The organism is Neisseria blantyrii (assembly GCF_962747855.1).
Lineage (GTDB): Bacteria > Pseudomonadota > Gammaproteobacteria > Burkholderiales > Neisseriaceae > Neisseria > Neisseria viridiae.
Window position 1 is genome coordinate 170,427 of sequence record NZ_CAUIZY010000003.1, and the last position, 12,082, is coordinate 182,508.

The following is a 12,082-nucleotide window of genomic DNA, read 5'->3' on the forward strand; positions in this document are numbered from 1 at the left end:
TAAGGAAACACGATGAAATCCGTCCGACACCTCATCCGCGACGACATACGGGCTATGTCGGCATATCAGATTGCCGACGTCCCGCCCGGTTTTGCCAAACTCGATGCGATGGAAAGCCCCGCCCATCCTTTTGAGGGGCACGAAGCCCTGATGCGGGAATGGCTGGCGCAACTGGCATCTACCCCCATCCACCTCTATCCCGACCCCGCAAAGAGCGGTTTGCAGGAAGCATTGCGTTCGGCGTTCGACATTCCCGAGTCCGCCGACATCGTGCTGGGCAACGGCTCGGACGAGCTGATACAGTTCATCACCATGCTGACCGCCAAACCGGGCGCTGCAATGTTGGCAGCCGAACCCAGTTTCGTCATGTATCGCCACAACGCCGCACTGTACGGCATGGATTATGTCGGCGTTCCACTGAACGGAGATTTCACCCTCAACCTGCCCGCCGTCCTCGAAGCCGTCAGGAAGCACCGCCCTGCCCTGACCTTTATCGCCTACCCCAACAACCCGACCGGCGTATGTTTCGCGCGTGCCGAAATCGAAGCCGTCATCGAGGCCTCAGACGGCATCGTCGTCGTCGATGAAGCCTACGGCGCATTCAACGGCGACAGCTTCCTGCCGCAGGCGGGCAGCATTCCCAACCTGATAGTCTTACGCACCCTCAGCAAAATCGGTTTCGCCGGACTGCGTATCGGTTATGCGGCAGGCTGTCCCGAAGTCATCGGCGAATTGCAAAAAATCCTGCCGCCCTACAATATGAACCAACTGAGCCTGACCACCGCCAAACTCGCCCTGCAACACTACGGCATCATCTCTGCCAACATCGACAGCCTGAAAAACGAACGCGAACGGATGTTCGCCGAATTGGGCAAAATATGCCGTCTGAACGCCTTTCCAAGTCAGGCAAACTTCATTACCATACGCGTACCCGATGCCGATTTGTTGTTTGACACGTTCAAACAAAACCGCATCCTGGTCAAAAAACTGCACGGCGCACATCCGCTTTTGGAACACTGCCTGCGTATTACCGTAGGCAGCCCCGCACAAAACGATGCCGTCCTCAACGTCATCCGCCAACTTTACTGCCAACCAACGGATTTCCTATGAATTTGACTAAAACACAACGCCAACTGCACAACTTCCTGACCCTAGTCCAAGAAGCAGGTTCACTGCCCAAGCTCGCCAAACTCTGCGGCTACCGCACCCCCGTCGCACTCTACAAACTCAAACAACGCCTTGAAGAGCAGGCAGAAGACCCCGACGCGCGCGGCATCCGTCCCAGCCTGATGGCAAAACTCGAAAAACACACCGGCAAACCCAAAGGCTGGCTCGACAGAAAACACCACGAACGCACTGTCCCCGAAACCGCCGCAGAAAGCACCGGAACTGCCGAAATCCAAATTGCCGAAACCGCATCTGCTGCCGGCTGCCGCGCCGTTACCGTCAACCGTAATACCTGCGAAACCCAAATTACCGTCTCCATCAACCTCGACGGCAGCGGCAAAAGCAGGCTGGATACCGGCGTACCCTTCCTCGAACACATGATCGACCAAATCGCCCGCCACGGCATGATCGACATCGACATCAGCTGCAAAGGCGACCTGCACATCGACGACCACCACACCGTCGAAGACATCGGCATCACACTCGGACAGGCACTCCGGCAGGCACTCGGCGACAAAAAAGGCATCCGCCGTTACGGACATTCCTACATCCCGCTCGACGAAGCCCTCAGCCGCGTCGTCATCGACCTTTCCGGCCGCCCCGGACTCGTGTACAACATCGAATTTACCCGCGCCCTGATTGGAAAATTCGATGTCGATTTGTTTGAAGAATTTTTCCACGGCATCGTCAACCACAGTATGATGACCCTGCACATCGACAACCTCAGCGGCAAAAACGCCCACCATCAGGCGGAAACCGTATTCAAAGCCTTCGGGCGCGCCCTGCGTATAGCAGTCGAACACGACCCTAGGATGGCGGGGCAGACCCCCTCGACCAAAGGCACGCTGACCGCATAAAAAACCATACCGTCTGAAATACCCGCAGGCTTTTCAGACGGTATCGGAACAGATAAGATTACACTACACTACAAACAGAAAAGGAGTAAACATCATGTCCGCAAACGAATACACACAAATCGGCTGGATAGGCTTAGGGCAAATGGGTCTGCCTATGGTAACGCGGCTCTTGGACGGCGGTATCGGAGTCGGCGTATACAACCGCTCGCCCGGCAAAGCCGCCACCTTAGTTGAAAAAGGCGCAAAAGTTTACGGCAGCACCGCCGAACTCGTCCGCGACTATCCCGTCATTTTCCTGATGGTTTCCGACTATGCCGCCGTGTGTGACATCCTGAACGGAGTCCGCGACGGATTGTCCGGCAAAATCATCGTCAATATGAGCACCATCTCCCCGACCGAAAACCTCGCCGTCAAAGCACTTGTCGAAGCCGCAGGCGGACAGTTTGCCGAAGCACCCGTTTCCGGATCGGTCGGACCCGCCACCAACGGCACGCTGCTCATTCTGTTCGGCGGCAGCGAAGCCGTTTTAAACCCTCTGCAAAAAATATTTTCCCTCGTCGGCAAAAAAACTTTCCACTTCGGAGAGGTGGGTAAAGGCTCGGGCGCAAAACTTGTCTTGAATTCACTTTTGGGCATCTTCGGCGAAGCTTACAGCGAAGCCATGCTGATGGCTCGGCAGTTCGGCATCGATACCGACACCATTATTGAAGCCATCGGCGGCTCGGCAATGGACTCGCCTATGTTTCAAACCAAAAAATCACTATGGGCAAACCGTGAGTTCCCCCCTGCCTTTGCACTCAAACACGCTTCCAAAGACCTTAACCTTACTGTCAAAGAACTGGAACAGTCGTACAATACCCTGCCCGCCCTCGAAGCAACCGCTTCCAGCTACCGCAAAGCAGTCGAAGCCGGCTACGGCGAACAGGACGTTTCCGGCGTTTACCTGAAATTGGCAGAACACTGATTGCCTTTTCCAAACACAATGCCGTCTGAACATATTTCAGACGGCATTTTTATCGCCCCACGCTTGAAATCAGTCCCGATTATGACTATACTCCGCGCAAATTTAGTCAATATCGAGACCAATTATGAACCGACTCGACCAACTTGGAACCCGTATCAACCTGATTTGCAATGTCTTCGACAAATGGATCGGGCAGCAGGATCTGAATTACAACCTCTTTGCCGTACTTTATACCCTGGCAACCGAAGGCAGCCGTACGCAAAAGCATATCGGCGAAGAGTGGAGTCTGCCCAAACAGACCGTTTCAGGCGTATGCAAAACCCTTGCCGGACAAGGGTTGATCGAATGGCAGGAAGGCGAACAGGACAGGCGCGAACGGTTGCTGTCGCTGACCGAAAAAGGCAAAGCCCATGCCTCACCTTTAATAGAAAGCGCACAGGAATTCAGCGACAAAGTATTTACCACATTCGTCGACACGCGCACAACTCGGCTGTTTGCCGATTTGGATGCACTGGCGGAAGTGATGGAAAAAACAATCTCGGAAAATAAAAAATAAGGGGACAAATATGTGGAAAATGTTGAAACACATAGCCAAAACCCACCGCAAGCGACTGATTGGCACGTTTTCCCTGGTCGGACTGGAAAACCTTTTGATGCTGGTGTATCCGGTGTTTGGCGGTTGGGCAATTAATGCCGTAATTGCGGGGAAGGTGTGGCAGGCGTTGCTGTACGCTTTGGTTGTGCTTTTGATGTGGCTGGTCGGTGCGGCGCGGCGGATTGCCGATACGCGCACGTTTACGCAGATTTATACCGAAATCGCCGTGCCAGTTGTGTTGGAACAGCGGCAGCGGCAAGTCCCGCATTCAGCAATATAGTGGATTAAATTTAAACCAGTACGGCGTTGCCTCGCCTTGCCGTACTATTTGTACTGTCTGCGGCTTCATCGCCTTGTCCTGATTTTTGTTAATCCACTATAACTGCGCGGGTTGCCCTGTCGCGTGAGTTTGTCAGCTTTTTTGAAGAACACCTGCCGATTGCCGCGACATCCGTCGTATCCATATTCGGCACGTGCATCATGCTGCTGGTGCTGGAATTTTGGGTCGGCGTGTCAGCGGTGGGCATACTTGCGTTGTTTTTATGGCTTTTGCCACGTTTTGCCGCCATCAGCGAAAACCTGTATTTCCGCCTGAACAACAGCTTGGAACGCGACAACCACTTTATCCGAAAAGGAGACCGGCGGCAGCTGTACCGCCATTACGGACTGGTTGCGCGCCTGCGTGTGCTGATTTCCAACCGCGAAGCCTTCGGCTATCTCTGCGTCGGCGCAGCGATGGGTATTTTATTCGGCTTTGCTTTTGTGATGATGACGCTCAAAGGCTACGGCAGCGCGGGGCATGTCTATTCGGTCAGCACTTATCTGTGGATGTTTGCCATGAGTTTGGACGACGTGCCGCGATTGGTCGAACAATATTCCAATTTGAAAGACATCGGACAACGGATAGAGTGGTCGGAACGGAACATCAAAGCCGGAACTTGAAAAATGCCGTCTGAACACGCTTCAGACGGCATTTCCATCCGTTCGGCAAACTACATCACATCCGCCCGCCGGTTGACAAGTTTGGCAAACAACTTTTCAACAGAAGCTTCCGCCTGCAAACCAATGCGCTGGATCAGGCTTTGCTTCTCCTGATATTTCACTTCGATAACCTGTTTGTTTTCAAACGCTTTCAACAACAAATCATCACTGGTCGAAATCTCGTCAATCAAGTTCAACGCCAACGCCTGCCGGCCGAACCAATGCTCGCCCGTCGCTATTTTTTCAATATCCAACCTAGGGCGGTTTTCACTGACAAACTGCTTGAACAACTGATGCGTTTCCTCCAGTTCCTGCCGGAATTTCTGTTTGCCCTTTTCCGTATTTTCACCCATAAAGGTAACCGTGCGCTTAAACTCGCCTGCCGTCATTACATCCACATCGATATCATGTTTTTTCAACAGGCGGTGGATATTCGGCACTTCCGCCACCACACCCACCGAACCGACAATCGCAAACGGAGCGGAAACAATTTTATCCGCCACACACGCCATCATATAACCGCCGCTCGCCGCCACCTTATCGACGGCGACGGTCAGCGGAATATTACGTTCGCGCAAACGCCTAAGCTGCGAAGCCGCCAAACCGTAACCGTGAACCACGCCGCCCGGACTTTCCAATCTGAGCAGAACCTCATCTTCAGGCTTGGCAATCGAAAGCACCGCCGTAATCTCATGACGCAAGGATTCTACGGCGTGTGCATACAAATCGCCGTCAAAATCCAACACAAAAAGGCGGGATTTTTGCGTTTCGGCAGATTTCTCCCCGCCCTCCTTCAAACGCTTTTTCTCTGCTTTGGCTTCCGCCTTTTCCTTTTTCTTTTCTTCTTTTTCCTGATGTTTTGCCTCTTCCCCGCTTAAAAAGAATGCTTCAAACGATTGCCGCTGTTTTTTATAATTTTCCGAAAAATCCGTCAGTACGACACTGCCGCTTTCCGACTGTTTCTTACTCTGTACGATAACCAACACAATCAGCGCAATTGCGCCGAACACGGTAAGCAGTTCGAGCAGGAAAATACCGTAATTCAGTAAAATTTCTTTCCACATTGATTGGATTTCCTCTTGTTCAGGCATGAACATATCAATATTGTCCATCCCCGTCCGACAGATAAAAAAATAACCGCTTGGAGCGGTATTGTTATTTTCAGCTTGGTGCCCGGAGCCGGAATCGAACCGGCACGGGATGTTTAGTCCCGACGGATTTTAAGTCCGTTGTGTCTACCTATTTCACCACCCGGGCATTTGTGAAAGGTGGAGGCGGGGGCGCGGATTTTAACCGGCCTATATGAAGATTGCACTCCTCATAGCATAAACACTCTGCCACCCCGCCGTAAGATATATGGAGGCGAGAGTCGGAATCGAACCGGCGTAGACGGATTTGCAATCCGCTGCATAACCACTTTGCTATCTCGCCCTAAAACTGGCTTATCTAAAAAACTTGGAGCGGGAAACGAGTCTCGAACTCGCGACCTCAACCTTGGCAAGGTTGCGCTCTACCAACTGAGCTATTCCCGCGCGTTCAAACATATCGGTTTTTGGAGCGGGAAACGAGTCTCGAACTCGCGACCTCAACCTTGGCAAGGTTGCGCTCTACCAACTGAGCTATTCCCGCAATGATTGCGGGAGAATGAAATTTTTGGAGCGGGAAACGAGTCTCGAACTCGCGACCTCAACCTTGGCAAGGTTGCGCTCTACCAACTGAGCTATTCCCGCGTTGATACGTTTGAAATAAAATTTGGAGCGGGAAACGAGTCTCGAACTCGCGACCTCAACCTTGGCAAGGTTGCGCTCTACCAACTGAGCTATTCCCGCCCGATTTCATTCTCCGACATCGAAGAAGACGCAATTATTATGGATTATGTTTTTACCGTCAAGCTATTTTTATGTTTTTTTCAGGCGATTTCTTTCCACGCCATTTTCAGGTAATACAGCATCGACCAAACCGTCAGCAAAGATGCGATAAACATCAATATGTTGCCGATAAGTGCGAGATTAAATCCGTGAAAATCAGGAATGTTCAGCAGCAAAAAGAAAATCGCCAGCATTTGCGCGGCGGTTTTAAACTTGCCGACGGTGGCGACGGCAACGCTGTTCCTTTTGCCCATTTGCGCCATCCATTCGCGCAATGCGGAAATGGTAATTTCCCTGCCGATGATAATCATCGCAAACAAAACATAGGTCCGGTCGAGTTTGACCAGCAGCAGCAAAGAGACGGCGACCATCAGCTTGTCGGCAACGGGGTCGAGGAAGGCGCCGAAATCCGAGGTCTGTTTCCACAACCTTGCCAAAAATCCGTCAAACCAGTCGGTCAAGGCGGCAACGGCAAAAATGACGGCGGCGGCGAGATTAATCGTTTCCTCCGCGAACCACGGAAAAGGCAGGTAAAAAAGGGCTGTCAGGACAGGGATGAGCAAGACCCTCAACCAAGTGAGGAAAATGGGGATGTTCCAAGGCATCGGTTTTCTCTGTGCAGACTGTAAAGTTGTGATTATAACGGTTATCCTCATAACCCAAAACGTAAAATTACCGCATAGGCATTCCCCCTTCCCGCCAATCTGTTTTCACTTTCTTTTCAAACGCAGGAAAATGGCGGCCAATAAAAGCAAAATACCCGGTTTCAGGCTGAAAACGGCAGGTTGTGCCAACACTTCGATAAGGCGGTCTTCCGGAAAGGAAAAATCCTTATTGGTGTGGATGCCGCCACTGTTGCGGTATTCCAACAGAACGCCGTTTAAGAAACCTTTTCCGACGTTTTCGCTTAAAACGGTTCTAAGCTGCTCCGCCCTGATGGTTCTGCCGATATTGCCTTGCACGCACAAATCATCGAACCCGTAGCAGGAAAGCCGGTACTGCCGCCCTTCTGCATCCAGTTTGATTGCCCGTCCGCTGCGGTTGGGTGCGGTAACGGTCAATTCTGCATATTCGAATGTTTTTTCTTGTTCGTGAAATGCCGTCAGGTAAGGTGCAATAAAAACGGCGGACAACAGCAGGCAGCTTATGGTGGCAAACCATACCCGGCGATAATATTTCACGCTTACCCCCTTGTTTCTCAAATGCCGTCTGAAATAAGCGGCTTCATATATTGTTTACAGTATCGGGAAGCATAACAGACAAAATGCCGTCTGAAACATCTTCAGACGGCATTTCTTATCCGAAACGGATTATTTTTGCGTTTCAACCGCTTCCAGTGCGCGCAGGGCGTAAGTGTAAGCGGCACCGGCATTCAGGGCGATGGCGGTTGCCAATGCACCTGCGATTTCGCTGTCGGTCGCACCGGCTTTGGCGGCAGCGGCGGCGTGAACGCTGATGCAGCTCTCGCAACGGGTGGTGATGGCAACGGCGATGGCAATCAGTTCGCGCGTTTTGGCATCCAATGCTTCGGCTGCGGCAGCCTGTTCCAGTGCGCCGTAGGCCTGCAGCATTTTAGGATGCGCCTTACCCAGCTCACCGAACGATTTTTTAACCAATGCGGTATGTTCTTTCCAATCTTTAAACATTTTCTTTTCCTTTCTCTTGCGTTTAACCCTGATACGCGCTTGCGTATCTGTTTTCGATGTGCGTATTATTGCAATTATTCAGTTGTGTTTCTCGTTTAATCATCTCATTTTATGGTTCAAAAAGATTTATGGACATTCTGGACAAACTGGTCGATCTCGCCCAACTGACGGGTAGTGTGGATGTACAGTGCCTTTTGGGCGGACAATGGTCGGTACGGCATGAAACCTTGCAACGCGAAGGGCTGGTGCACATTGTTACATCGGGCAGCGGCTATCTCTGCATCGACGGTGAAACTTCCCCGCGCCGGGTCAATGCGGGGGATATTGTATTTTTCCCGCGCGGCTTGGGACACCTGTTGAGCCACGACGGAAAATACGGAGAAAGTTTACAACCGGATATACGACAAAACGGCGCGTTCACGGTCAAACAATGCGGCAACGGACTGGATATGAGCCTGTTTTGCGCCCGTTTCCGCTACGACACCCACGCCGATTTGATGAACGGGCTGCCGGAAACCGTTTTTCTGAACATTGCCCATCCGAGTTTGCAGTATGTGGTTTCAATGCTGCAACTGGAAAGCGAAAAACCTTTGACGGGGACGGCTTCCGTGGTCAACGCATTATCGTCCGTCCTGCTGGTGCTTATCCTGCGCGCCTATCTCGAACAGGAAAAAGATGCCCAACTGTCGGGCGTATTGAAAGGTTGGCAGGACAAACGTTTGGGACATTTAATCCAAAAGGTGATAGACAAACCGGAAGACGAATGGAATATCGACAAAATGGTAGCGGCCGCCAATATGTCGCGCGCGCAGCTGATGCGCCGTTTCAAAAGCCAGGTCGGACTCAGCCCGCACGCCTTTGTGAACCATATCCGCCTGCAAAAAGGCGCGTTGCTGCTGAAGAAAACCCCGGATTCGGTTTTGTCGGTCGCACTGTCGGTAGGCTTTCAGTCGGAAACACACTTTGGCAAAGCATTCAAACGGCAATATCACGTTTCGCCGGGTCAATACCGGAAAGAAGGCGGGCAACAATAAATTATCTGAACCTTAAAACGCAAATGCCGTCTGAAAAGGCTTTCAGACGGCATTTGCGTACCGCGTCATTTCAAGGGCTGCATCTTCATCACTTCCATCAAAAAGTTGGTAAATGCGGGATTATCGGGTTTGACATCCATATTTTTCCAACGCTGCTGCCAGCCGCGCAAGGCATTCTCGATATACAGCTTGGACTGCTCGGTATTGATTTCGCCGCGCTGGCTGTCTACCGCCGAACGCAGGTAGATTTCATACATACTGTCATCGACGGCATTGCGTCCGACCAGGCGTTTTCTGAAGTTGTTCAGATATTGCGCCGCCTGAACCTTAGTCATTTTACCGATGTCCACCTGATAGCTCAGGCGCGTCGCCTCGTCGCGGATTTTGGAAACGTCCGTCCAATGCGAAGGGGCGAGGCGGAAACCTTTTACAGACGCTTCCGCCGGAACGGTATTAATCGGCCTGACGGGGATTTCGGTCAGGGTGGGCACATAAACAGTTCCGCAGCCGGACAAGGCGGCCGCGATGGGGATGAGGGCAAGATATTTTTTCATACCCGCCATTATAAGCAGGTTTGCCCTGAAAAAACAAATTGTTCCGAAAAAACGGGGGTTCGGCGGGATTGCGCGCGCCCGAATCCGCCGCCGCAAACCCTGCCGCAAGGTTTACAATTTGACCTTTTTATCGCGACAAATATTATATGGATACCGCAAAAAAAGACGTTTTGGGTTCCGGCTGGATGCTGGTGGCGGCGGTCTGCTTTACCATTATGAACGTATTGATTAAAGAGGCATCGGCAAAATTTGCCCTCGGCAGCGGCGAATTGGTCTTTTGGCGTATGCTGTTTTCAACCGTTGCGCTCGGGGCTGCCGCCGTATTGCGTCGGGATACCTTCCGCACGCCCCATTGGAAAAACCACTTAAACCGCAGTATGGTCGGGACGGGGGCGATGCTGCTGCTGTTCTACGCGGTAACGCATCTGCCTTTGGCAACCGGCGTAACCCTAAGCTACACCTCGTCGATTTTTTTGGCGGTATTTTCCTTCCTGATTTTGAAAGAACGGATTTCCGTTTACACGCAGGCGGTGCTGCTCCTTGGTTTTGCCGGCGTGGTATTGCTGCTTAATCCTTCGTTCCGCAGCGGTCAGGAAACGGCGGCACTCGCCGGTCTTGCCGGCGGCGCGATGTCCGGCTGGGCGTATTTGAAAGTGCGCGAACTGTCTTTGGCGGGCGAACCCGGCTGGCGCGTCGTGTTTTACCTTTCCGCGACAGGTGTGGCGATGTCGTCGGTTTGGGCGACGCTGACCGGCTGGCATATGCTGTCTTGGCAGTCGGCGGTTTATCTGTCGGGCATCGGCGTGTCCGCGCTGATTGCCCAACTGTCGATGACGCGCGCCTACAAAGTCGGCGACAAATTCACAGTTGCCTCGCTCTCCTATATGACCGTCGTTTTTTCCGCGCTTTCGGCGGCGTTCTTTTTGGGCGAACAGCTTTTTTGGCAGGAAATACTCGGTATGTGCATCATCATCCTCAGCGGCATTTTGAGCAGCATCCGCCCCATTGCCTTCAAACAGCGGCTGCAATCCCTCTTCCTCCGAAAATAAAAAATGCCGTCCGAACATCCTTCAGACGGCATATCGGGCTTTATTTCCCCGCCTTCACATCCTGCCACTGGCGCACCATAAACTTCAATGCCGCCGGCCGGATGGGAACCATAATAAAGCTGTTTTTCAAATCTTCCCCGCTCGGGAAAATCGTATTGTCGTTTTTAAATTCGTCCTCCATCAAATCGCGCGCCGGCTTGCTCGAAGGCGCGTAGGTAACGAAATTGCCGTTTTTCGCCGACACTTCCGGATCGAGGAAGTCGTTGATGTATTTGTGCGCGTTGGCGACGTTTTTCGCATCTTTCGGAATCACAAACGAATCCACCCAAATCCCCACGCCCTCTTTGGGCATCATCACGCGGATTTTTTCCTTGCCGCCCGCTTCTTCTGCACGCCGTCTGGCGATGTTCAAATCGCCGCCGAAACCGATTGTTACGCAGGTATCGCCGCGTGCCAAATCATCGATAAAGCCGGACGAAGTAAAGCGTTTGATATTGGGGCGGTTTTTCTTGAGCAGGGCGGTTGCCTCCCTGATGTCTTCCGTATTGCTGCTGTTCGGGTTTTTACCCAAATAGTTCAACACCATAGGATAGATTTCCGCCGCGCTGTCCAAATAGCTGATGCCGCATTGCTTGAGTTTGGACGTGTATTCGGGGTCGAACACCAAATCCCACTGGTTGTCCGGCAGCTTGTCCGTACCCAAAGCCTTTTTCACGCGTTCGGTATTGATGGCGAAGGTATTTGTCCCCCAATAAAACGGCACGGCGTATTCGTGGCCGGGATCGACCCCGTCCATCAGCCTCATCATTTCGGGGTTTAGGTGTTTATAATTGGGAATCAGCGACTTATCGATTTTCTGATACGCACCTGCCTTAATCTGCCTACCCACAAACGCATTGGACGGCGCGACAATGTCGTAACCGGATTTTCCGGTCAGCACCTTGCTTTCCAGCGTTTCATCGCTGTCGTACACATCATAAGTAACCTTGATGCCGTTTTTCTTTTCAAAATCGGCAACGGTTTCCGGATCGACGTATTCCGACCAGTTGTAAATTTTCAATACGTTTTGGTTTTCCGCCGGTGCCGGTTTTTCGGCAGGCGGTTTGTCCGAACCGCCGCACGCTGCAAGCAGCAAAGCAGTCAGGACGGCGAGTGGCAGATGTTTGGCCATTATCATTCCTTGCATATCGGGTTGGAGAAAGCGGCCATTATAGCCGATATTGGCAACAGGGCTTCAGACGGCATTCAAAATCCCGCAATGCCGCCTGAAAGCCGCCGCTTCCATAGCTAGAAACAGGGATTTGCGGTAAGATACCGCCGTTCGTTTTCCCTGCTTTTACCATGACAAGACATTTGAGAGACATTGA

General features: G+C 52.1%; 12 protein-coding genes, 6 tRNA genes and 2 pseudogenes. 8 read left to right on the plus strand and 12 right to left on the minus strand.

Features of this window, described 5'->3' with window-relative positions; translation table 11 throughout:
* Positions 1–12 precede the first annotated feature (12 nt).
* The 6 genes and pseudogenes from hisC to Q9J80_RS04505 form a co-directional block, all read left to right on the plus strand.
* Positions 13–1,110 (plus strand): histidinol-phosphate transaminase, encoded by a 1,098-nt coding sequence (gene hisC / locus Q9J80_RS04480; protein WP_301674105.1) that lies wholly within the window; start codon positions 13–15, stop codon positions 1,108–1,110.
* Positions 1,107–2,024 (plus strand): imidazoleglycerol-phosphate dehydratase HisB, encoded by a 918-nt coding sequence (gene hisB / locus Q9J80_RS04485; protein ID WP_301674104.1) that lies wholly within the window; start codon positions 1,107–1,109, stop codon positions 2,022–2,024. The genes hisC and hisB overlap by 4 nt, the downstream gene beginning before the upstream one ends.
* A 94-nt stretch (positions 2,025–2,118) precedes the next feature.
* Complete coding sequence (locus tag Q9J80_RS04490) at positions 2,119–2,988, plus strand: NAD(P)-dependent oxidoreductase (RefSeq protein ID WP_301674103.1); 870 nt, start codon at positions 2,119–2,121, stop codon at positions 2,986–2,988.
* Positions 2,989–3,112: 124 nt separating this feature from the next.
* Positions 3,113–3,544 (plus strand): MarR family winged helix-turn-helix transcriptional regulator, encoded by a 432-nt coding sequence (locus Q9J80_RS04495; RefSeq protein ID WP_301674102.1) that lies wholly within the window; start codon positions 3,113–3,115, stop codon positions 3,542–3,544.
* A 10-nt stretch (positions 3,545–3,554) separates the two neighbouring features.
* Positions 3,555–3,857, plus strand: a pseudogene (locus tag Q9J80_RS04500) (ABC transporter six-transmembrane domain-containing protein); the annotation flags it as partial.
* A 104-nt stretch (positions 3,858–3,961) separates the two neighbouring features.
* A pseudogene (locus tag Q9J80_RS04505) lies at positions 3,962–4,525 on the plus strand (ABC transporter six-transmembrane domain-containing protein); the annotation flags it as partial.
* A 50-nt stretch (positions 4,526–4,575) separates the two neighbouring features.
* Here the strand turns inward: Q9J80_RS04505 and sohB are convergent.
* The 10 genes from sohB to Q9J80_RS04555 all read right to left on the minus strand — a co-directional run bounded on the left by sohB (position 4,576) and on the right by Q9J80_RS04555 (position 8,078).
* Complete coding sequence (gene sohB, locus Q9J80_RS04510) at positions 4,576–5,628, minus strand: protease SohB (protein ID WP_301674101.1); 1,053 nt, start codon at positions 5,626–5,628, stop codon at positions 4,576–4,578.
* Positions 5,629–5,731: 103 nt separating this feature from the next.
* Positions 5,732–5,821: transfer RNA gene (locus Q9J80_RS04515), tRNA-Leu, on the minus strand.
* Between the two features lie 100 nt (positions 5,822–5,921).
* A tRNA-Cys gene (locus tag Q9J80_RS04520) sits at positions 5,922–5,995 on the minus strand.
* A gap of 25 nt (positions 5,996–6,020) precedes the next feature.
* Positions 6,021–6,096 (minus strand) — tRNA-Gly (locus Q9J80_RS04525).
* Between the two features lie 21 nt (positions 6,097–6,117).
* Positions 6,118–6,193, minus strand: a tRNA-Gly gene (locus tag Q9J80_RS04530).
* Between the two features lie 25 nt (positions 6,194–6,218).
* Positions 6,219–6,294 (minus strand) — tRNA-Gly (locus Q9J80_RS04535).
* A gap of 23 nt (positions 6,295–6,317) precedes the next feature.
* Positions 6,318–6,393: transfer RNA gene (locus Q9J80_RS04540), tRNA-Gly, on the minus strand.
* 80 nt (positions 6,394–6,473) lie between these two features.
* A complete protein-coding gene (pgsA, locus tag Q9J80_RS04545; protein WP_115119353.1) occupies positions 6,474–7,037 on the minus strand; it encodes a CDP-diacylglycerol--glycerol-3-phosphate 3-phosphatidyltransferase in 564 nt (187 codons plus the stop codon).
* Between the two features lie 105 nt (positions 7,038–7,142).
* Positions 7,143–7,565, minus strand: a complete 423-nt coding sequence (locus tag Q9J80_RS04550; protein WP_036469843.1) for a hypothetical protein — start codon at positions 7,563–7,565, stop codon at positions 7,143–7,145.
* 177 nt (positions 7,566–7,742) lie between these two features.
* Positions 7,743–8,078, minus strand: coding sequence for a carboxymuconolactone decarboxylase family protein (locus tag Q9J80_RS04555; protein WP_002212800.1), 336 nt, complete (start codon positions 8,076–8,078; stop codon positions 7,743–7,745).
* A 128-nt stretch (positions 8,079–8,206) separates the two neighbouring features.
* Between Q9J80_RS04555 and mtrA the strand changes: the two genes are divergently transcribed.
* Entirely contained in the window at positions 8,207–9,112 is a 906-nt protein-coding gene (mtrA, locus tag Q9J80_RS04560; protein ID WP_003709407.1) for an efflux transporter MtrCDE transcriptional activator MtrA, read from the plus strand.
* Between the two features lie 65 nt (positions 9,113–9,177).
* On the opposite strand, the gene Q9J80_RS04565 is transcribed toward mtrA, so the two are convergent.
* A complete protein-coding gene (locus tag Q9J80_RS04565) occupies positions 9,178–9,666 on the minus strand; it encodes a prokaryotic membrane lipolipid attachment site family protein (RefSeq protein ID WP_096108583.1) in 489 nt (162 codons plus the stop codon).
* A 146-nt stretch (positions 9,667–9,812) separates the two neighbouring features.
* On the opposite strand from Q9J80_RS04565, the gene Q9J80_RS04570 reads away from it, so the two are divergent.
* Positions 9,813–10,715, plus strand: coding sequence for a DMT family transporter (locus Q9J80_RS04570; RefSeq protein WP_115119355.1), 903 nt, complete (start codon positions 9,813–9,815; stop codon positions 10,713–10,715).
* Between the two features lie 40 nt (positions 10,716–10,755).
* Here the strand turns inward: Q9J80_RS04570 and Q9J80_RS04575 are convergent, their stop codons facing one another.
* Positions 10,756–11,886: a polyamine ABC transporter substrate-binding protein gene (locus tag Q9J80_RS04575; RefSeq protein ID WP_301674100.1), complete on the minus strand. Its 1,131-nt coding sequence runs from the start codon at positions 11,884–11,886 to the stop codon at positions 10,756–10,758.
* Between the last annotated feature and the right edge of the window lie 196 nt (positions 11,887–12,082).